Here is a 20,034-nt window from a genome sequence, read left to right on the forward strand (position 1 = left end):
GGGACGTTACCGGGACCCGGAGACAAAAAGGCCTCCCGTGCACCCGGCAGAGCCCGCTTATCCTTGCTGCCTTCCGGCCCTGGGGAGGTTCACGAGATACCGCCGCACGGGAGGTACCGCCAACCCTACCCGACGCCGCGTCGATCTTCAGGGGGTGGTGGGGTGGCCCACCCGCCGGGGACCTGTATCCTCGTCTGCGGAGGATTCGCCTAGAGGCCTAGGGCGCACGCTTGGAAAGCGTGTTGGGTTAACACCCTCACGAGTTCGAATCTCGTATCCTCCGCTCGCTGAGCAGCACGAACGCGAGGGCCGGCCCCATCGGGGACCGGCCCTCTGTCGCCTCGACGGCCGTCCCGTCTCAGTTGTCGTCTCAGTAGCCTCGCGACGCCTCCCGCCACCCCTCCCGTCTGGCTGCTGCCTCGGCCAAGCCCTCAGCAGGTCCGGTCGCGCGGCAGGCCAGATCATCCTCCGGGGGTCGATGCCAGCGTTCTGGCACCGGGGCGAACTTCCCCCTTGTCAGCGACAAGCCGATTACTTGTCCTTGACAAGAGCGGCATCCGAGGATGCTGCACTATTTCCCTTAGCTCCAGACCCTGTCGCACTCTGTGTCCGACTTAAGGGTGACGATATGTGCTTAAGATGGCAACGGCGCCCGAGTTGCACCTCGGGCGCCGTTATGCTCCCCCACCCGCACTCAAACAGAAGAAGGAGCCTCCGTGAGGATACTCCCCCCCAACCGGCCGATGGAACCCCTCACCGGCAAGACACCTTCCGGGCGACGAACCCTCTCCGTTCGATTCTTCGCCATTAGCGTTGTATGTCTTGCAGGGGCCGCAGCGGTTCAGCACCGAACCGGGGACATGTTCCTTACCACCGTCGCCGCACCCGTTCTACATGGCTTCCTAAGTCATTGGATAGCTGAGTAGAGCACGAGCAAGACAGAGGCACTCGTGACTAATCACTGGATCATCAAGGCTGAGTTCGAGAGCACACCGTCCATCCTCGCGAGGCTAAAGGCCGAGGGGTCCGGACTGGGACTGAGCCTTGTGGAGGTAGATCGCAGGTCAGGACCAACGCTACTCATAAGGAAGCAGGTCAAGTGCACAGACCACTTGGCCGCCCTGAGGGCAGCTCTGGAACTACTCAGGAAGATTGCGACGGGTAGCGGGTCGAAAGACCGAGTAACCTCCGTGACCACACATCCTGCAGAACTGCCTCAAGCCATCCCGCCAGTGATGACGCTTGCCGAAGTTGGAACTATGCTCGGAGTTTCGCGCCAACGGGCTCGACAACTCGCGGCGCGCCCAGACTTCCCTCGTCCACTTACCCGCACCCCGAATGGACCAATATATGCCGTTTCAGACGTGACTAGCTACTACGAGCTACGTGAACGCAGGAAAGGTGGCGACAATTTCGGCGATGTTCCGCCACCGGAGCTATCGACCGAACAATTCAAACATATATAGCAATACAATCAGTTGGGGCCGGCAACTGCCGGCCCCAACTCGCATCACTCCTTCTCTTTACCCCAGAGCAGTCCTCCGATCTGCTGGGCTATATCCCGACGTACCTGGTCGGTCATGTGCTGGTACCGGACGGCCATCGCCGAGTTGGACCAGCCCATGATGCCCATCACCGCGCGACCAGAGACGCCCAGGACCAGGAGCACGGTGGCGGCAGTGTGCCGAGCGTCGTGCAGCCGGCCGTCCCGCACTCCGGCAAGCTTGAGCAGCCGTTTCCACTCGTCGTAGTCGGTCGCCTGGTGGATGGCCTCGCCGGTCGGTGAGGCGAACACCCAGCCCTCGTCGCGCCAGAGCTGGGCGGCAGTTTCGCGCTCGGTGTCCTGTTCCTTCCGGTGCTGTCGGAGCAGCTCGACCAGGGCATCTGGCAGGCCGATGGAGCGACGACCGGCGCGCGATTTGGTGTCCGCCGCTACCGGACGTTCGTTCACCCGGTCGGGGCACTGGCCGGGCAACTTCTGCTCACACTTTCCGTCGCACCCGTGCCGCCATCTCGGCCGCAGAAGCGCACGGCGCACGGTAAGCGCACCGTTGTCCAGATCCACGTCCGGCCATTTCAGGCCGAGCGCTTCGCCCTGGCGCAGTCCAAGGGCGAGCGCTACGGCCCACCGGGCGCTGTTCCGCCGTGATGCCGCCGCGCGAAGGATCGCCTGCACCTCGGGGACGGAGTACGGCTGTACCTCGGAATCCGGGAGGCGGGGCGGCTTGGCCAGCGCGGCAGGATTCCGCGAAAGGTGCCCGCGCCGCACCGCCTCGCCGAGCGCCGTGCGGATCGTCCGGTGTGCTTGATGAGCGGTGCCGGCCGCGCTGCCGTTGGCCATCATCCGCACATAGAGCTTCTCCAGGTGCTCCGGCTCTAGGCGGTCGAGGCGGTGGGCGCCGACACCAGGAATAAGGTGCTTGCGGACCGCCACCCGGTAGCCGTCGAGGGTGTTCGTACGAACGACCGGACCGGCGATGTTCTCTACCCAGTGCGTTAGCCACTTTTCGACCGTCCAGCGCTGCCCCGGCTTTCGAACCGTGCCGTTGTCTCGCTCCCGTTCGAGCGCGCGAACCTTACGGATCACCTCGGCCTCGGTCTTCGCTTGGACGTGCCGCCGGTCCGGCTTGCCGTTGTCCTGCACGCCAACCGTGACGCGACCGTGCCAGTAGCCGTCACCGCCCTTGTAGATGCTGGATGCGCCGTTTGGCTTGCGTCCCATTGGTCAGTTCCTTTCGTCAGGCGGCGCGGTCGAGGGGCGTCGGTTCGGCAAGCAGGTTGCGCACGTACTCGTCCAAGCAGAAGGTGGGCACCCGGCGGAGTCGGCCGATGGTGACGGTGCGAATCTGTCCGGCCTTGATAAGGGCGTACATGGTGGTGCGGCCGATGCCGAGTCGTTGGGCGGCTTCCTCGATGGTCAGGACGACGCGGTTTTCTGACGTGGACACGACTTCTCCCCGTAGTTCCGTTGTGCTGAGAGCGCCGGTGGCGGGCGTTCTCGGCGTGCGAAGGTTCAGTTGGTGGGTGGAGCGAGCAAATCGGTGGAGGCCGGCAGGACGGCCCGTTGAGAACGCCGGAGACCCAAGATCTGTGCAGTGCCGGTGTTAAGGGATGCGCCGGAGTGTCTGTGTGGCTCTCAGCCGGCCGCCCTACGTGTGTCGGGCGGCGGGTGGTTGGTGTGTTGCTGTGTGGGAGGGCTGAACCATCTCCGCATCTCCGCATCTCCGCAAACATGGCTGTGAGCTGGGCGAATGCTTGCGGAGATGCGGAGTGCTGTTGAGGGGTCATCTCCGCAAAGGGGGTGTCATCTCCGCAGCGAGGTTGCGGAGATGCGGAGATCGATGATCCTCTAGGTTCTGATCTCCGCAGAGTGTTTCCCCTGGTAGAGCGCCGTTGCTGCGGCGTTGCGGAGATGCGGAGATGGTTCAGCGGGTTTCACCCCTGGTGGCGTTCGACCCAGAACACGGACCGGTCGCCCCGGTCGTTCTTGCCGGCCCGGATGACGTGATCGCCGCGCCAGCGTCCGGCCTGCCCGGTGAGCAGCCGGCCGAGTTGCAGTGGGTTGGGTAGGCGGCCGTTGTGGGTGGTGATGAACTGCCCGTCCCACGGGTCGTTGACGTCGCTGCCCAGGTGCATGGGCTCGGCGTCCTGGCGGAGTTCGGCGGCGGTCATGGCGCGGCCGCTGTGGCGGTCGTGCCAGCAGGTGAGGAACGCGCGCCAGCGCGTTTCGTCTTCATCGATCTCACGGATGTCGGCGGCGTTGGTGAGGAATCCGTCGATGCCGTGGTGGGCGAGGAACCCGCCGAGGGCTTGCGCCCACGGGGTGAACTGCCGCATCGACAACCCGGTGACTCGTGGTGCTCCCCGGCGGGTCCAGTCGAGGACGAGGACCAGGAGGTGCCACAGGACGGTGAGTTGGTTGGCGGGGTCGGTGATCCATTGGTCGAGGTGGGGGATGCCGAACCCGCGTTGGTCGCGCAGTTCGGGGCGGGGCATGTTCGGGTCGAGGTGCACCCGCACCGTGCGACTCGCCATGTCTCCGCCGACCTGGAGGTTGTTGCCGGTGGCCATCCATAGCCGGTCGTTGACGGTGGCGACGTTGCGCGACGCGCCTAGCTGCCGGTCGGACCACACGCCGGAGGTGACGAGCTGGGCGAGCACGGCGGAGTCGATGACGGTGCCCTCGGCGAGGTTGTCCCAGATGACCACCCCGACCTGCTCGGCCAGAACCGCGGTGATGCTCTTGCGGAGTTCTTCATCCGAGTAGGCCCAGGTCATGACGCGCTGCCCGTAGAGCATTCCCGGGCCGGCGGTCAGAATCGTCTTACCCGATGACGGCATGGTCGCGTCGATGAGCGCGAACGGCGTCAGGCTGCGGGTGAAGTGCCGCAGGATCGGCGTTGCCAGCAGCGCCACGTAGTTGGCCCGGTCGGCGGCGGACGCCCACGGGAAGTCGCGCAGGAACCTGCCGAGCAGGAACGTCCGTGCCTCGTCTACCTGCTCGGCGGTGGGTTCGTCCGGCACGGGCGGCAGCGCCACTTTGGACGCCAGGTAGAGGCCGGTGGCGGGGTCGTAGCCGGGCCGCTGCAACAGGGTGCCGTCGCGGCGCAGCACGGGGGCACCGATGATCCCGCGCAGCGGCGGCACGCCAGGCCACGTCTTGCCGGCCAGCACAGACGAGAGGATGTCGCGGGGAGGGGTCACCTCGTCTTCGAACATTTCCGGGTCGCCGGTGTCGCTCTTGCGGGTCTTGAGCCGGTAGACGTAGGCGTGTTCGGCGAGCAGTCCGGCCAGGCCGGCGGGGTTGACCATGCTCGCCGACACCGGCAGGGGCGAGTCTTCGTCGGCGGCGGTGGCGAGGCCGCCGGAGACGGCTTCCATGTGGACCAGCGACCCGGCCGACACGTACGTGTCGGGTAGCAACCCGTTGACGAGTGCGGCCTTGAGTACGCGGATGGTTTCCGGGCCGGAGCCGATCTGTAGGCGGGTGGTCATGCTGCCGCCTTCCCGAGGTTGGTGAGCGTGCGGGGGTTGCGTGCTCCGGTGCGTAGACCGGAGGCGATCGTGCGGGCGATCTCGGCGGGGCGTAGGCCGATCGACAGCGCGGCCGGTTCTAGGACGGCGGTCACGTCGTCGTCGGTGAGCGTCCCGCCGGCGGCGAGTTGGCCGAGCGCGACCGCCGAGGCGAACAGAGCGTGGTTGCGCTGCCCGTCCGGGGCGGCGGTGAGGTGGGCGACCTGCCGGCGGATAGCCGCCGCCACGTACGGGCCGCGCCGGTCGGCCGGTAGCGCCACCGGGGCGGGTCGGTAGGCCGGTCGCGGGGCAACGGTGAGCAGTCCGGCCAGCCATCCGGGCAGCGGCGCCGGGTCGCAGTTGAGCGCCACGGTGTAGGGGCGGCCGGCGACGGTGCTGCCGGCGGCGACGACGTAGCCGCCGTGGGCGCGGGTGTCGACCTTCCACCCCAACCCGCCCCGGTCGCCGGTCGTGTTGCGCATCTGCGGGCCGGTGGTCGGGTGGCGGTAGTACAGGTGGCTTCCGCCTCGGCCGGTGGTCACGGTGTACGTGGTGTCGATGGTGCCGCCGTGGCGGTCGGCCAGTGTGGTGAGCACGTCCAGGCCGTCACGCGCCCCGGCCCACGGGGCGGGCGGGGTGTCGTCGGTGGTCTTCGGCACGTCGAGGTCGACCACCAGTAGCCCGGACGGACCGCAGGCGATGCCGACGCCGTAGGGGCGCGTCGACCACGCGCGCCGGATGCGGGCCGGGTCGGTCGTGGCGCGGGGTTCCCAGCCGAGGTGGCGGCCGGCGGCGCGGCAGCGCGGGTCGAGCTGGGTGCAGTTCTCGGCGGTGTGGTCGGGGAACGCGGGCCGCTTGTCGTCGGGGCGCAGCGGGAAGACGTGCCATCCGCGCGCGGCGTGGGCAAGGGCAGCGGCCAACAGGCCAGGGTCGGGCATGAGGTCCCTTCCTTCGGTCGATGGCGGACACAGGGGCGTAGAGGGCGGCTCCGGCCGCCCGGCAAGCGCTGAGGGCGTGTGCGCGGGGCAGCGGGGGCCTTGCAGGTAGGGCCGGAGGTTGTCCGGGGTGTGGCAGTAGCGGGCGGCGGTGCCGATCCAGTGACCGCACCGGGCCGTCGGCCCCGTGCGGCCGGCGGTCACCGCGCGGCCCGCCCCGGTCGAGGTCGGGCCGCGACGGCGGCGCGGGTCACGGCCTGGCGTACGTCGCCGAGCAGCCCCACCAACTGGCGGCGGGCCGCGATCTCGCCGGGGGCGAGGGCGACCCTGACGCGTACCTCGGCGTACTCCCGGCCGGCGGCGGTGCGCACCCGCACCAGCACGGCGCGGGCGTGGCCGGCATCAACCACGATTTCGTCGGAGCGGTGCTCGCCGAGGTTGCAGCGGTGGTCCCGCCCACACCACGGGGTGTGGCCGGTGGTGCGGTTCATTGGTGGCCGTCGCGGTACTCGGCGCGGATGTAGTCGAGCAGCCGGCGGCCGGCGCGCACGCGGATGCCGGTGCCGTCGCAGCGGGTGCAGTCGCGGCGGGTGCCGATGGTGGTGCGGTGTGAGCGTGCTCCCCGGCAGCGGCGGCAACGTCCCCACGGCGAGGCAGCGCAGATGGCCAGGTAGCACAGTGCGTAACCGAGGGCGGCGAGGCTAGCGAGCGGCAGGATGGTGGTCACGGAATGCCTCCACAGGCCGTTTCGAGGGCGTAGAGGGCTGGCGCCGCTAGGAACTAGGGCGCTGGCCAGGGTTGGGATTGGTTGCTAGCGGGGGTGCTAGGTCTAGCGGGGGGTGCCGCTAGACCTAGCAACCACACACTGTCCGGGTTAGGCGGCTTTGTCGCCTCGCCGCTTGTTACGCTCCGCGACCGCATCGGCGATGTGCTGTCGCTCGATGCCGCGCCGGTTGGCGCCCTTGCCGGTCGTGGGGTCGGTGCCCCACACCTGCCCCGTGGTGATGCCGTACGGCTTGAGCGCCGCCGTGAGCTGATCGCGGGTCAGGTCGCCGTACGCGTCGGCGTTGAGGTCGGCAAGCCGCTCGGTCAGCGTCTCCGCCCACACCTTGCCCTCGGTCGCCGGGACGACGGTGAGGATGTCGTCGAGCAGGGTGTCCCGGCGGGCCACCGGGGTGGCCGGGGTCTGCCCGATGGCGTGGCCGGTGAGGGTGCCGGCAGCCTCGCGCAGTGCTCGTGCCCGGTCGGTGATCTTCTCGGCGGTGGGGCCGTCGACGTAGAAGGTCCGCACGATCTGCGCGTCGTCGGCCGCGCCGACCAGGTAGCCGACGCCCTTGTCCTTCTTGGCGAACATGGTCGCCCGGATGCCGTTCTTGTACGCCGAGGTGCCGAGGATCATGTCGTTCTCGATCTGGCCCATGACCCGCAGGCAGAACCGCGTACCGGCGTTCGCCGACACGCCGGTGGGCAGGCTTTTCGCGTCGGGCCGTTGGGTGGCGACGACGAGGATGACGCCCAGGGCGCGGCCGAGCTTGATGACCTTCTCGGCCAGTTCCCCGGCTTCCTTGCCGAACTCCGGGTGCGAGAAGAGTTCCTGCACCTCATCGAGGGCGACAACCAACCAGTGCAAGCCCAGCTTCTTGCGGCGGGCCAGTTCGGGGGTGACCTTGTTGTCCGGGCATACCGCCTTGGGTAGGCCCTTGATGACGGCGGCGCGGCGCTGGCATTCCTTGCGCAGTTCCCGCAACGCCATCAGGCCCTCTTCGGCGGTGTCGTCGTCCTGCCCCGACGCGTAGCGGGCGGAGACCTTCTCCAGGGGGTCGAGGCCGCCGGTGCCCTTGAAGTCGAAGCACCACAGTTCCGCGTACGGGTCGAGCGCTGCGGCGAGCATCGGCACCTGCGTGGCGGCCGTCTTGCCATAGCCAGGGATCGAGCCGATGAGCAGGTTCGTGTAGGGCAGTTCGAAGGAGATGATCCGGCCGCGTGGGTCGGTGCCGAACGGCACCGGCTTGCCGAGGTCGAACCCGCCGGACGCCTTGAGTAGCGGCCACGGCTTCGGTGGTGTGGCGGCCATGTCCTGATCGCCGACCCACAGCAGCAGCCGACCGGGGTGCACCTCCGGCTGTCCCTCGGGCCAGACGCAGCCGAGGGGGCGGGTGAGGCCGGCGGCGAGCCGGTCGCGTCGCTCGATCACGTCCCCGGCGGTCACGCCGGGCGGTAGGTCGATGTCGGCTCGCCAGCCGGGGCCGTCGCGGACGATGGGCGCGGTGAACGCGATGGCGCGTTGGCCCTGTTTGGCGATGGCTTGGGTGATGCCGGAGATGCCGAGCACGGCCAGGGCGCGCACCACCACATCGGAGGTGAGTCGGGCGACGCGGGGGATGACCACGGCGGTGTCGAGTAGCGGCTTGTCGGCCGGCTGACCGAACATCCCGCACAACGTCACCAGCATCGCGAGGACCGCCCAGCGCGACCACGGCGGCGCGAGCGCCACCGCGACGCCACCGGCGAGGGTGATGGCGAGGGTGAAGGTGGCGACGATGCCGCGCCACCGCACCCGCCGGTCACGCTGGCGCGACAGCTTGAGGTACAGCTCTCCGTCGCGGGTCTGGGAGGTCGACTGCCGCAGCTGCTCGCCTTCCCAGTCGAACAGCCACCGGGTCGCACCCGTGGCGATCCGGGCGGCACCGGCGGGGGCGCGTAGCAGGAGTTTGCCGCCGTACTTCGGTAGGCGGGTGGCGTGGTAGGCGGTGGTGTGCAGCAGGTGTCCCACCGCCCAGCGCATCACGTCGCGCAACTCGGCGCGCGAGCGCAGCCACGCGGGCAGGATCGGGCGCCGCTGCCCGGCGCGCACGCCGTCGAGGGTGAACCGCGGGGACTTCTGCGCGTCCGGCGAGTCCACCAGCACCGGCCCGCCGTCGTCGTCGGGGTCGGTGGTGCGGGCGGCGCGGGCGGCGTCCAGGTCGACCACCTCCGCATCCGGGCCGGTGATGTCGGCTTCTGCGGCCCGCCAGTCGAATCGGTCGTCATCGTGGGGGGACGTCATGATGGGGGTTCCTCCAACTGATCCGTCAGGGTCGGGGGTTGAGGGCCGGCGGCGCGGCGCAGGTTGGTCGCCAGGGGCCGCGCCGCCGGGCCGGGTCAGAAGCGGATGCGGATGGGGCCGGTCACGGTGTCGGCCTGAATGCCGACGCGGGCGTTACCGGTGACGGTGTTCTCGGTCCGGCCCGGCTTGGTGTCGGTGTCCTTGGGGGTCTTGCTGGTGTCGCGGCGGCCGGTGACCTCACCGGCCTGCACGGCGACGCGGTCGGTACCGGAAGCGACGTTGCGCTTGCCCATAGCGGTGGTGCTCCTTTTGGTTGGGCCGTCCAGGGGGTCTGGCGGCTTCCGCGCGTCACCGGGTGATGAGCCGGTGACGACGGGAGCGGTCAGCTCTTGACGGAGATGCGGTTGCCGCAGTCGCCGCAGGTCGCGTGCGTGCGCTGGCTGTCGGCGGTTATGTCGCGCCAGTTGCTTTCGTTGCCGCAGGCCGGGCACCACAACTGCGAGGTGCCGGTGGTGATGCGCCCGCCGCTGGAGCCGATCGAGATGCTTGCCATCGGGGCTTTCTCCTTGGTGTGGGGGTGGGTTAGGCGGCGCAGAACAGGGCGGCGATGAACAGCCACCCGACGTGCCAGGACTGGTCCAGGGCGTAGGCGCCGGTGCCCAAGCTCGGGTTGTCGTCGCGGCCGGGCCGAGGTGCGCCGAGGGCGTAGAAGCGGGCCGAGCCGAGAGCGGCGGCGATGCGCTGGAGCGGGGTGCGTCGGTCGGCGACGTAGTGCGAGACGGCCGAGATGGCCAGTCCGACCGCCACGCCGGACGGGTCGAGCCGCAGGCCGGTACCGGCCACAAGGAAGACGAGGGCCAGTACGGCGGTGAGGGTGTAGGTGGCGACGTGGGCGGCGCAGGCGATACGGCCGGGCCAGCCAGGCTGGCCCTTGCAGTCGGCCTGGTGCTGGGTCTGTACCCAGCGATCGGCGACCTGGTGGGCGACGTAGAGAGCGACGAACACGGCCGCGAACGCGGCAGTATTGCGGCCCGTGGGGTCTGCGAACATAGATGCCTCTCCTAAGGTCATTGGCTAAGGGGTGAGGGCCGGCGGCACGGCACGGTTTTCCAGGCCAGGGGCCGTGCCGCCGGGCATAGCTAGTCGTGGGTACGCACGAGGTGCGCGAGGGCGGCACCCATGCCGAGCACCGCGACCGGGAGACACGCGACGGCGGTGGTGATCCACCACGGGGCCGAGGTGACCCCGGCCGCTTCCAAGAGGTGGTAGGCGATCTGGCCGAGCGCGCCGACGGCGAGGGAGCCGAGGGCGGACCACTTGGCGAACCGGCGGGCCGGGGCAGGCACCCGGCCGGACAGCCACACGTAGAGGGCGTACGCGCCGTACGTCTCCACGCCGATCGGCAGGGTGATCGCGGAGTTGATGGAAAAGCTGTCCCAGATGCCCGGCAGCGGGTGCACCACCCCGAACCCGGTGAGTCCGCCGAGCCCGACCCACCCGGACCAGATCGCCACGAACGCGGGCAGCGCCAGCAGCACCACCGGCCACACCACCGCCGGCCGGATCGGCGCGGGCGGGGTGGGCGTGTCCGGGTGACCGACCGCCGTGACCTGCTCGATCTGCTCGGCGCGCGTGATCTTCGCCGGGGTGGTCGGCACGGGGTTGGACGGCGGGGTGTGCTCGGGTGCGGCCGGGGCGAGGGCCGGGTGCGGGCCGGTCGGCTCGGCGTAGTCCAGCGGCACCGTGGTCGGCTCGGTGAGGTCGGTCAGGGCGTTATCGAGGGGCAGCAGGGCACCCCGGGCGATCATCGCCGCACGGATCTGTTCGGTGCGGGTGCGCTTCTCGTGTTCGGCCTTGAGTCGAGCGAGCAGGTCGTCTGCCTTCGGCGCACCGATGCGGAACTCCCGCATCAGCCGGTTACGCGACGGCAGCGCCTGCCCGTCGGGCAGGTCCAGGGCGCGGGCGGCCGGCAGGAGGGCGTCTACCGGCTGCGGGTAGCGGGTGCCGTTGAGGGTGGGGGCGGTCATCGGGTCACCTCGTCCAGGTTGTCGGCGAGCAGGTCACGGTGGGCGGGGAACACTTGGCCGTCGTAGGCGTCGGCCAGGTAGTCGGCGAGCACGTCGTAGTCGTCGGCGGGCAGCCACAACGCCCGGCGGGCGTCATCGGCGCCGGTCACCGGCGGGAAGTCGTCGCGGCGGTGGTGGCCGATCCAGGTGCGGGCAAGGACGGTGACCATCCAGGCCTCATCGCTGGCGCGGGGGTCGGGCACGTAGCGCGGCGGCGACAGGTGCCACTCCTGGTTGCGCAGGATCAGGCCGGTTTCCTCGGCCAGCTCCCGCACGGCGGCGTCGGCCGGCGTCTCGCCGGGGTCGACGTAGCCGCCGGGCAGCGCCCAGCCGTGGCCGTCACCGCGCTCCACCATCACGATCCAGCGGTGCCGGTTGTCGTCCCAGAGCGACACCAGAGCGTCGGCGCAGACCTGCTCGCCCCAGTGGCCGAGCTGGTTGCGGCCGTAGCGGATGCCAGTCGGGGCGTACGGGTTGACCGGGCGCCCGTCGACCAGCGGGAACGGCAGAGCGGCCGTGGCTCGGCGGGCGGTCCAGTCAATGGCGGTGGGGTCCATGGTCGGGTCGGCCCACGCGGCGCCGGCGGCGATGCCGTCCAGAACGCTCGGGTGGGTGTAGGTACGGCAGGTCATGCGGCGGCCTCCATCGGGTTAGCGCATTCAAGGCACTCGCCGAGCGAGCGCGGGATGTAGTAGCTGCGGACCTGCCGGCAGATGCGGCAGGTGCGGCGGGCGGTCAGCGCGGCGCGGACCGCCCGGAGCTGGGCGGGGGATGCGGTGCGCTTGGGTCGGGCCAGGTCGACCCGGTACAGGTAGGCGGCGCGGGTACCGCCGACCCCTTGCCAGAGCACCTGAGCGGCGATCGGCTGACCGGCGGGGCGTAGGCCGGCGGCGGTCAATTGGCGGCGGGTGGCGTAGCCGGGCGGGGCACCGCGCCACCAGTAGGTGGGGATGCCGTACCGCGTGCCGTCTGGGTCGTGGTAGGCGGCGCGGATGCGCGACATCAGGCCGCGCGGTGCGGGCCGGCAAGGGTGCCGGCGGCCAGCTCGACGGCAGCACGGGTGACGCGGGCCTCGGCCCGGCGCAGCCGCCGCCAGTCCAGCGCAGTCGGCCCGCCGTGGTCCTCGGCGTAGAGCAGGGTGATTTCGGCGTCGAGCACGTCCAGTTCGGCCGCGATCAGCGGCCACTCCGACTCGATCGCAGCCAGGTCTTCCGCGGCCGGCACGGCGATGACGGGGGCAAGGTGGTTCTTCACGGAAACCTCCGGGACAGGTCGATGAAGCGGGGCGCCTCGGGCGAAGGCCGAAGCCAAGACCGGGGCCAGGTGTTGCAGTGCGCGTGACCCGCTCCGCTCGCCCCGCTCGCCCGGGACCTACCGGGGTCGACCACCAGGTGGCTCAATGCAGAGATGCCGCTCGGCGGCCCACGCGCACTCGTTCCTGTCGCTATGGAGTTCTCAATGACCGTGTGGCTTTCGGCGGTCCCTGGGCATACGGCAACGACGTGCCGCAGTTCCCCGGACCATCCGGCCGGTACAACTTGGCGTTGTATTCGCAAGCTACAGCGCGACGTTGTATTCGCGCAAGCACCTCTACCGCGTAGGCTTGTAGTGATGACTGCTGAGGAGCTGCCCGCCGACTGGTGGACTACCGAGCACGTACGCGTCTACCTGGCGTCGGTGGGCGTGCCGATCAGTCGTGCCACCTGGGCGTCGTATGTATCCCGAGGCCAGGCGCCCGCGCCCGATCGCATGTTCGGACGGTCGCCAGCCTGGCGGCCGAAGACCATCCAGCAGTGGCAGGCCGGGAGGCCGCGCCGGGGCACTCCCGCCGACTGACTCGGATCATCTGTGCTTTCCCTTCCCGGCTTCAATCTGCGGCGGCACTTCGCTCGCCTGCCAAAGAGACTGCCGGGGAATCGGCCGAACGGGCAGGTCCTAGGCACGGACACGAAGGACACGCGGCATGTCCACTGAGGCCCCTCGGCAGTTCAAGCCCAATCTTGTGCTGGTCAACCGACGCAAGGGGGCAGGCTGGGAGTCGCGGAAGCGCGCCGCTCGGGAGCTGCATCGCCTCGGCCTACAGCAGGGTCTCCGGGAGACGCCGACCATCGAGGCCATCGAGAAGGCGATGTACCGGCACGAGACTGGGCGAGTGGCGGTCACTGATCCGATTTACCGACAGCTCTACTGCCTGGCGTACGGAGCGAAGCCGCACGATCTGTTCGGCGAGCTAACCGGCGGTGGGGAGGAACGGCCGCATTTCTCCGTCCGGTCGCACAAGTTCGTGCCGGCGTTCGTAGGTTCCGAGGCTGCAGCGTTGGTGCGAGATGACGCGGGCTGTGTGCCGGCCGAGGGCCAGTGGCACGCCTGCGACTCAGCAGCGGTTGAGCACCCCGAGGGCGATTGCACCCTCTACGTCTGGCCCTGCGGCTCGGTGGTCTTCCACTTGGTGGAGTCGTTGCAGCTGTCGTCCATTGCCGCGTTGGCGGCCTGGCGCAAGGTCTCGTACGGCGACAACATCAAGTGGGCATCGGACTACCTGGCCCGCGTCGCGCCGGGCGTTGATGACGCCGGGCTCTACGTCCTTGGAACGCATTGGCTGATCGAGCCCGCGTGGCCCGCCGAGTTGGTCGAGCCAGCGCTACGCATCATGTCGACGCCATCCGTGCTGCTCCACCGCGACCGTCCGATGGACGACGAGCACCTGGCCCACGCCGAGCTAGTCGAGCAGTCGTTGCTAGCCGAGGCATACGACCACGGGGGGATCGAGTCGTTCGGTGTACGCGGCATCTCGTCCGGCTACGCCTCATGGTCCGGTGTTGTCTACCATCCGGTTGCACCTGAGCGAGCCCTGACGGAAACCGAGCTGGTTGCCTGCGAGCTTGCGGTCCAGTCGATCTGGGCCTTCACCGATGCCATTAGCCGGCGGATCGAGCAAGGCCGAGACCCGGACGTGCCGCCAGAGCACGGGTGGCGATACCTTCGTGGAGTCCGGTCCCGGTTGACGACTTCTCGGCCACGCGAGACGGGGCAACATCAAGCAATGCGCAGGGCGATTCTGCGGACAAGTGACCTTTTACCAGCCCTTGAGCAAGCCATCGAAACCCTCCGCGATACGGATCGAGGTTAAGGCAGTGACAACGGCCAGGCGGGTTCTTGTAGTGACCGACATGCAGAACGGGTTCGTTCGAGAGCAGTCGGCACATGTAGTACCGATCGTCGCTGAACTGGTGCGACGTTGGCAGGACGCTGGGGGCGACACACTCTTTACCCGCTACTTAAACTATCCGGGCAGCCCTTTTGAACGCTTCTTTGGCTGGCGCAAGCTCCAGGCTGCGCCAGAAACCGATATAGTGCCGGCGCTACAGCCATACCTAGATCGGGGAACGGTGTTAGATAAGATTATCTACAGTCCCTTTAGCCGCGAAGCGGAGGAATTATTCGCACAGCGAGGGTGGAGCGACTTCTACTTCTGCGGCATCGCCACTGAGAGTTGCGTCCTGAAGGGGGCGGTAGATGCTTTCGAGCGCAACCTAACCCCATGGCTCATCGCAGACGCTTCGGCCAGCCATGCGGGCTTGGGGGCACATGAAGCCGGCTTGCTAGTGGCTCGGCGTTTCATTGGACCGGGACAAGTTATTTCCCAGTCCGAAATACCAACAACGTTCCTCAGTGAGGCCGAGTCGTGACGGGACTCTGCCTCAGAACAGCGTCGGCATTGCCGTTTCAGGAGCCCTACCGGGAAGCCACTCGCCAGTCCGGCTGCCGATCCCACTCAAATCACTCAGGCGCATGTTCTTTGAGATGACCAGGTATTCCCGGCCAACTCGTTGGCTGTACGCGGTATGGGAGATACCAAAGATGGCGCACGGATACGTAGGATAAAGCACATCAGGCACCCTCTGGTCGATGCCATATGTCATCACCCAGTAGGGTGGCCCTTCCTCCAGGACCTTCGCTAGTCGCACATGGTCTTCCCATTGCAGGGTGTTCATGTACAATTCGTCGCCTTGCTTAAGATATGGTGGATCAACATTCAGAAATACTGTGCGGTCCGAGGCGGAAAAGGTCTCGCAAAGACCAATACCGTCCTGCTCACGAATCTCCACACGGTGCCTGTAGCCACCGAGATCCAGGACGCGCTTTGCTAAATCTTTAGCGCCGTATCGAGCGTCAATTTTCCAGTTGCCATTCTGCTCCATGCCACCGATAGGCCTAGCCCCGAGAATACCCGACCTATTTGTTCGATTGAGAAAGAAGGTAGCAAACCCAAGCTCAATTCCAGAAGATGCGGGATCCAGGTAAATCGAGCGCTGCCGGTGCCACTCCTCCATCGTCGGCTTGGTCAGTTCAACAAGCTGCGCAAATTCCTTCGACTCGTTGAAAACCGAGCGCCAGAATTGAGCGATCCCCCTGTTCAAGTCGTTGAGCACCACACGGTCCACCACTTCACCGCGCAGGAGCGACAGCGCAGCACCCGCCCCTCCCGCAAATGGCTCTACATATACCTTGGGCCGGGGACGTTGTTCAGCAATCGCCCGCTTGAGGAAGGGTGTCATCTTACCCTTCCCGCCTGGATATCTTAGAGGACTAATCGGTTTCACTGCTGATCAGACCTTACCCATTTCAGCATCCAAGTCTTCCAGGAGTCCAACATATTTGTCGGAGATGGACCTAAGCTCCGTCGCCGACGGGAAATAGTTGGCGTTATGCAGGAAGGCGTTCATTGTGTTTGCCGAAATCAAGCTGTCGCGAGCGGCGATTTGGTTTCGAACGTCCTTGTACCTTGGGTTGTTCTCCTCTGGGTCCAGCTTACTGAGGCAAGTACGCACGCGCTCCTTGAGTTCCTGGCGCTCAGGATTCCTCCAACCCTTCTTCTGGATCGCTTCAACCACGACAAGCTCTACCAGCATGCGCGTGAGAGCCGCCGCGCTGTTTCGGAACTTGTCGATGTCGATCTGCTGAATCTCGCGCAAAACGTCCTTAGTTCGCTTCGAGCAGTTTTGCAGCTTCAGGCCGCCAAAAAGCTTTGTGGGTCGGGCCGGTTGACCTCGCCTACCCTTAGCTGCGCCGTTCCCGGCAGCTGAGCCTCCAGGTTTAGACGGTCCGGCAGTTTTCGACTCAGGCCCTTGCCCGCCTGACCCCGGCTTCTGTTTCGCGCCAGCCGGTGGCCTAGTGCCGGTCGGCGAAGGCGTCTGATCATCCTCGGGATCGTTTGAGTCCTCACCCTCGGAGTCGCCACCATCAATGTCGACCCTAAAAATTCTGATCAGACCATCGATGTAACTGTTTCGCTGATCCTTGCTCTTTAGGTCGCTGACAGAAAGGCCGCGCTCTTGAAAGTCGCGCAATACGTGACTCAGCCGTTGGACCACAACCTCAGGCCGCTCCGAGAGGGTGATGTCTCGATCGCTGAGGCTGAAACCACAGAAGCTGCGGAACCGGGGGCCACCCACGAGACGCCCGAAGGTTGTCAGCTTCTCGTCGAATACGAATTCGATAGCCGAGCCCAACTCCTGGTTCGCACCCGCCTCGGCCTTTTCTGTCAGCCAATCAAGAACCGCTACTGCTTTGTAGTCCTGACTACCCGGCTTGGCCTCGAAACGGACGCGCATTCCCGCACTCCAGCGCACGATTCCGGCGCCGTCCAACTCTCCGCCGTGGCGCACCAGCAGCCACGGCGCTGCCTCCTCACGGCTCTGCACCTGTGCGCAGAGGACTGTCTCCGGCGCGCGTCCATCGGCGGCAATTTGAGCAAACGCCTTCCGCGTCTTAGCATCGGGGCAGAGGTCCGGGTTGTGCATCAGTTTAAGGGCAGCTGTCCTGCGGTTGCCCTCCAGGACGATAAAGCCGCCGCCAGCGTTCCCAAGGACGAGCATGCGGTCCATCGGGTTCATCCCATGGCTAGCGATGTGTTCCGCAAGAGCCAGCAGCTTGGACGGATGGCGCGCAAGGATGGCGGCAATGGCCTCGTCCTGACTGTGCACTTCCCTGTGCCTAGGGTTGAATGTGTCCAGCAGTAGGCTGGCAACGGGAAGCTCAATGTCAGGCATCCCGGCATTTTTTCACCTTACAGCAGCGGTGCGCCACACCGAGCAGCGCCCAATATGAGGCAAATGTGTCGTAGATCCGCCACTTCTAACAGTTGACGCCGCGTCGGTGAAGTGGTAATCGGCCACGTGTTCGATCGGCGCCCACTGGTCTCAGTTGTCGTCTCGTTCGGCCACGTCCACGAACGTCCATCGGCGGTGGAATCCTGACCGCTGCGCTGCGTCGGGACGGCAACGGCAGTGGTTGAACCCGCGACAGCAGACTTGGAAAGCGTGTTGGGTTAACACCCTCACGAGTTCGAATCTCGTATCCTCCGCTCGCTGAGCAGCACGAACGCGAGGGCCGACCCCATCGGGGCGGCCCTCGTACCGTTTCTGCCGGGCGCCACGACGGCCCACTGGTTACGCTCCTCCGACATGTGTCGATGCCTCGTCGACGATCGGTCGGTGGCGGTTGCGCCTCTCGACGGGTGACGCCGGAAGGGGCGATCCGCTTGGGCAGGAATCCGCGCTGGCTGCTCTGGACGCAACTGGTCGCGATGTCCTGCGTCCTTCTCTCCCAGGTGGGGTCCGGGTTCGACCGACCGCTGGAGATCATCGTGGGCTGCGGGGCGGCCGGAATGGCGCTGTACTGTGTCGCCGCGCTGATCATCGGCCGCGACAGCGGCAACGCCGAAGAAAGGTAGAAGATCCCGGGTGAGCGAGCAGGCGACCGCCCCGGAGTACGCCGCGTGCGACTGCCCGGAGAAGGTCGACGCGGCCCTGGAGCGTACGGAGGCCGGGGCCGGACCGGCACTTCTCTGGCTGGTGCTGGACGAGTTCCACCCGCCTGCCGTCGTCCTTCCCCGGATCAAGCGCGGGCTCCGGTCGCGGGACGCGCAGACCAGGGCGAACGCATTGCAGTCGCTGGGTCACTTCGGGCGCCTGCACCGCTACGTCGACGTCGAGTCGCTGGCGCTGCTCCGGGGCGCGCTGCGCGATCGCACCACGCTCGGCGGCTGCCAACTGCGCGGCTACGCCGACGACGCGGCGGACGACATCGGCGTGTTCGTGCCCCGGCACCGCCTGCCCCGCTGGCTGCGCCGCCGCCACGCCGGGCCCTGGCGACCGCGCCGGCTGCGGAGGTGAACGCCGCCGACGAAACTACCGGTCACGGCGTGATCCCTGCCGCACGTCGATCAAAGGGCACGACTCCCGTTCTACGCTGACAGCCGCATTCGACAGCGACAACCGGGCGGTGGCGACCTGCGGGCGACGACTGGCCCGGGGAGAGCGCGGACACAGGTGGACGCAACACTGAACGTCGCCGAAGGGCTGGCGGTGCTGGCCGCCGGGGTCGCGGCGGGCGCCATCAACGCGGTGGTGGGCTCGGGCACGCTGGTGACCTTCCCGGTCCTGCTCTCCCTCGGCTTTCCGCCCGTGGTGGCGAACGTGTCCAACACCGTCGGGCTGGTGCCGGGGTCGTTCACCGCGGCGTACGCCTATCGCCGGGAGTTGGCCGGGCACGGCGGCCTGCTGGCCCGCCTGGGGGTCGCCGCCGTGCTCGGCGGGGTCACCGGCGGCATACTGCTGCTGCTCCTGCCGCCCGGTGCCTTCCGGGCCATCGTGCCGGTGCTGATCGTCCTGGCGTTGGTGCTCGTGGTGGTGCAGCCGCGACTGGCGCGGGCGTTGGACCGCCGGCGGCCGGTCGCGGACGACGCGGGCGCGTCGTCGGCGGGCGGTCGGACGGTACGGCGAGCGGGGCCGCTGCTGCTGCTCGGCGTCTTCGCCACCGGGGTGTACGGCGGCTACTTCGGTGCCGCCCAGGGAGTGCTGCTGCTGGGGCTGCTCGGGGTGCTGCTCTCCACCGACCTGCGCTGGGTCAACGGGGTGAAGAACGTGCTCGCCGGCCTGGTCAACGCGGTCGCGGCGGTCCTGTTCGTGGTCGTGGGAAACGTGGCGTGGCAGCCGGCGCTGCTGATCGCGGTCGGCTCTGTGGCGGGCGGCCTGATCGGCGGCCGGTGGGGACGCCGGCTCCCGCCGGTGGCGCTGCGCGCCATCATCGTGCTGGTCGGGCTCGCCGCCCTGGCCAACCTGCTGCTCTGACCAATATGCGCTCAGCCGCGCGGGCGGGCCCAGGAGAGAAAGCGGTCGGCGAGCCGGGCCGGGCTCACGTCGGCGTCGAGCGTGGCGAGTTGCGTGGCGGCCTCGGCCTGGAGGGTCGCCAGGTAGACGGTGAGCGCGGCGCGGTCGTGGCGGTACTCGCCGAGCAGCCGCAGCTTCGCCGCCGAGCAGGGCCAGGCGATGCCGCACGCCCGGCACCGCCACGTGGGCCGGGTCGGAACGTGCTCCCGGCGGCGCCTCACCGCGCCGCCGACCCGGCCGAGCCGACCCGGCCCGCCCCGGCCCGCGAAGCCCCGGACGCATCAGCCCGGGAAGCCCCGGACGCATCGGCGCGGGAAGCCCCGGGTGCCCCGGCCCGCGAACCTCCGGGCGCATCGGCGGGGGAAGCACCAGCACCGGGAGCGTCGGTGGCGAGCACCCGGGCGCGGTCGACACGGATCGAGGCGAACCGCTCCCGGGGGCGGACGGTGCCGTCGGAGTCCACCTGGTGGCCGCGTACCTCGGCCCAGAGCCGGTCCTCGAACGGGCCGACGCTCAGCACCTCGGTGATCCGCAGCGTCAGCGGACCCTCTCCGAAGCGGTAGGCGTCGTCGGGGACGCGGATGGTCGTACCGGCGGGCCAGGGCGTCGGCCGGCCCCGGGCGGGAGCGGCGGGCGGGGGCGGATCGTGGCGATCGACCGGGAAGCGGGGATTGCCCCGACGCTCAGAGGTGGGGGCGCGGCGGGCTGGCACGGGCAGGACCTCCTTGGTGGAGTCAAGCGGGACTCGCCCCAGGCGTTCCAGGAAAGGGGCGGGCCGTAGGGCTGGAGCGGGGCCGCCC

General features: G+C 68.2%; 23 protein-coding genes, 1 tRNA gene and 1 other RNA gene. 7 read left to right on the top strand and 18 right to left on the bottom strand.

The features are described from left to right. Positions 1-26: 26 nt before the first annotated feature. An RNA gene (ffs, locus tag AC5L34_RS21730) (signal recognition particle sRNA small type) lies at positions 27-116 on the bottom strand. A gap of 82 nt (positions 117-198) precedes the next feature. Between ffs and AC5L34_RS21735 the strand changes: the two genes are divergently transcribed. Then, positions 199-283 (top strand) — tRNA-Ser (locus AC5L34_RS21735). A 1,227-nt stretch (positions 284-1,510) separates the two neighbouring features. Here AC5L34_RS21735 and AC5L34_RS21740 read toward each other — a convergent pair. The 14 genes from AC5L34_RS21740 to AC5L34_RS21805 form a co-directional block, all read right to left on the bottom strand. Next, positions 1,511-2,722, bottom strand: coding sequence for a tyrosine-type recombinase/integrase (locus tag AC5L34_RS21740; RefSeq protein ID WP_494826707.1), 1,212 nt, complete (start codon positions 2,720-2,722; stop codon positions 1,511-1,513). A 16-nt stretch (positions 2,723-2,738) separates the two neighbouring features. Further along, a complete protein-coding gene (locus AC5L34_RS21745) occupies positions 2,739-2,948 on the bottom strand; it encodes a helix-turn-helix domain-containing protein (RefSeq protein WP_494826709.1) in 210 nt (69 codons plus the stop codon). Between the two features lie 487 nt (positions 2,949-3,435). Continuing rightward, positions 3,436-4,995 (bottom strand): hypothetical protein, encoded by a 1,560-nt coding sequence (locus AC5L34_RS21750; RefSeq protein WP_494826711.1) that lies wholly within the window; start codon positions 4,993-4,995, stop codon positions 3,436-3,438. Then, positions 4,992-5,951 carry a bifunctional DNA primase/polymerase gene (locus AC5L34_RS21755; protein WP_494826712.1) on the bottom strand — a complete coding sequence of 320 codons (960 nt, stop codon included), beginning with the start codon at positions 5,949-5,951 and terminating at the stop codon, positions 4,992-4,994. The genes AC5L34_RS21750 and AC5L34_RS21755 overlap by 4 nt, the downstream gene beginning before the upstream one ends. A 197-nt stretch (positions 5,952-6,148) precedes the next feature. After that, entirely contained in the window at positions 6,149-6,439 is a 291-nt protein-coding gene (locus AC5L34_RS21760) for a hypothetical protein (protein ID WP_494826714.1), read from the bottom strand. Continuing rightward, positions 6,436-6,675: a hypothetical protein gene (locus tag AC5L34_RS21765; protein ID WP_494826715.1), complete on the bottom strand. Its 240-nt coding sequence runs from the start codon at positions 6,673-6,675 to the stop codon at positions 6,436-6,438. Before AC5L34_RS21765 ends, AC5L34_RS21760 begins: the two co-directional genes overlap by 4 nt. Before the next feature lie 147 nt (positions 6,676-6,822). After that, positions 6,823-8,994, bottom strand: coding sequence for a P-loop NTPase family protein (locus AC5L34_RS21770; RefSeq protein ID WP_494826717.1), 2,172 nt, complete (start codon positions 8,992-8,994; stop codon positions 6,823-6,825). 95 nt (positions 8,995-9,089) lie between these two features. Beyond that, the gene (locus tag AC5L34_RS21775; protein ID WP_494826719.1) at positions 9,090-9,287 is read right to left on the bottom strand and encodes a hypothetical protein; all 198 of its coding nucleotides are present in this window, start codon (positions 9,285-9,287) and stop codon (positions 9,090-9,092) included. Between the two features lie 89 nt (positions 9,288-9,376). After that, positions 9,377-9,547 carry a hypothetical protein gene (locus AC5L34_RS21780; protein ID WP_357084521.1) on the bottom strand — a complete coding sequence of 57 codons (171 nt, stop codon included), beginning with the start codon at positions 9,545-9,547 and terminating at the stop codon, positions 9,377-9,379. A gap of 29 nt (positions 9,548-9,576) precedes the next feature. Further along, a complete protein-coding gene (locus AC5L34_RS21785; RefSeq protein WP_494826722.1) occupies positions 9,577-10,044 on the bottom strand; it encodes a DUF3307 domain-containing protein in 468 nt (155 codons plus the stop codon). An 89-nt stretch (positions 10,045-10,133) separates the two neighbouring features. Next, complete coding sequence (locus tag AC5L34_RS21790; RefSeq protein WP_494826724.1) at positions 10,134-11,021, bottom strand: ABC transporter permease; 888 nt, start codon at positions 11,019-11,021, stop codon at positions 10,134-10,136. Beyond that, positions 11,018-11,692, bottom strand: a complete 675-nt coding sequence (locus AC5L34_RS21795; protein ID WP_494826726.1) for an NUDIX domain-containing protein — start codon at positions 11,690-11,692, stop codon at positions 11,018-11,020. Before AC5L34_RS21795 ends, AC5L34_RS21790 begins: the two co-directional genes overlap by 4 nt. Next, entirely contained in the window at positions 11,689-12,063 is a 375-nt protein-coding gene (locus tag AC5L34_RS21800; RefSeq protein WP_494826728.1) for an RRQRL motif-containing zinc-binding protein, read from the bottom strand. Before AC5L34_RS21800 ends, AC5L34_RS21795 begins: the two co-directional genes overlap by 4 nt. Beyond that, a complete protein-coding gene (locus AC5L34_RS21805; RefSeq protein ID WP_494826730.1) occupies positions 12,063-12,314 on the bottom strand; it encodes a DUF6284 family protein in 252 nt (83 codons plus the stop codon). The genes AC5L34_RS21800 and AC5L34_RS21805 overlap by 1 nt, the downstream gene beginning before the upstream one ends. 357 nt (positions 12,315-12,671) lie before the next feature. Between AC5L34_RS21805 and AC5L34_RS21810 the strand changes: the two genes are divergently transcribed. The 3 genes from AC5L34_RS21810 (at position 12,672) to AC5L34_RS21820 (ending at position 14,749) form a co-directional block, all read left to right on the top strand. Further along, complete coding sequence (locus AC5L34_RS21810) at positions 12,672-12,896, top strand: helix-turn-helix transcriptional regulator (RefSeq protein WP_494826732.1); 225 nt, start codon at positions 12,672-12,674, stop codon at positions 12,894-12,896. 127 nt (positions 12,897-13,023) lie between these two features. Next, positions 13,024-14,190, top strand: a complete 1,167-nt coding sequence (locus AC5L34_RS21815) for a hypothetical protein (protein WP_494826734.1) — start codon at positions 13,024-13,026, stop codon at positions 14,188-14,190. A gap of 4 nt (positions 14,191-14,194) precedes the next feature. Beyond that, positions 14,195-14,749: a cysteine hydrolase family protein gene (locus AC5L34_RS21820; RefSeq protein WP_494826735.1), complete on the top strand. Its 555-nt coding sequence runs from the start codon at positions 14,195-14,197 to the stop codon at positions 14,747-14,749. Between the two features lie 12 nt (positions 14,750-14,761). Here the strand turns inward: AC5L34_RS21820 and AC5L34_RS21825 are convergent, their stop codons facing one another. Together AC5L34_RS21825 and AC5L34_RS21830 are read right to left on the bottom strand one after the other, a co-directional pair. Next, on the bottom strand, positions 14,762-15,664 hold the full coding sequence (locus tag AC5L34_RS21825; protein ID WP_494826737.1) for a DNA adenine methylase: 903 nt from the start codon (positions 15,662-15,664) through the stop codon (positions 14,762-14,764). A 6-nt stretch (positions 15,665-15,670) separates the two neighbouring features. Continuing rightward, on the bottom strand, positions 15,671-17,113 hold the full coding sequence (locus AC5L34_RS21830; RefSeq protein WP_494826739.1) for a ParB N-terminal domain-containing protein: 1,443 nt from the start codon (positions 17,111-17,113) through the stop codon (positions 15,671-15,673). Between the two features lie 491 nt (positions 17,114-17,604). Here AC5L34_RS21830 and AC5L34_RS21835 point away from each other — a divergent pair, with 491 nt between their 5' ends. From AC5L34_RS21835 to AC5L34_RS21845, 3 genes are all read left to right on the top strand, one after another. Further along, positions 17,605-17,796 carry a hypothetical protein gene (locus AC5L34_RS21835; RefSeq protein WP_441176854.1) on the top strand — a complete coding sequence of 64 codons (192 nt, stop codon included), beginning with the start codon at positions 17,605-17,607 and terminating at the stop codon, positions 17,794-17,796. 10 nt (positions 17,797-17,806) lie between these two features. Continuing rightward, the gene (locus AC5L34_RS21840; protein ID WP_441176853.1) at positions 17,807-18,238 is read left to right on the top strand and encodes a hypothetical protein; all 432 of its coding nucleotides are present in this window, start codon (positions 17,807-17,809) and stop codon (positions 18,236-18,238) included. A gap of 156 nt (positions 18,239-18,394) precedes the next feature. Continuing rightward, complete coding sequence (locus tag AC5L34_RS21845) at positions 18,395-19,195, top strand: sulfite exporter TauE/SafE family protein (RefSeq protein ID WP_494826742.1); 801 nt, start codon at positions 18,395-18,397, stop codon at positions 19,193-19,195. An 11-nt stretch (positions 19,196-19,206) separates the two neighbouring features. Here AC5L34_RS21845 and AC5L34_RS21850 read toward each other — a convergent pair whose 3' ends face one another. Next, positions 19,207-19,455 (bottom strand): flavin reductase, encoded by a 249-nt coding sequence (locus tag AC5L34_RS21850; protein WP_363625561.1) that lies wholly within the window; start codon positions 19,453-19,455, stop codon positions 19,207-19,209. Between the last annotated feature and the right edge of the window lie 579 nt (positions 19,456-20,034).

It is taken from the genome of Micromonospora sp. ZG13, assembly GCF_059359355.1.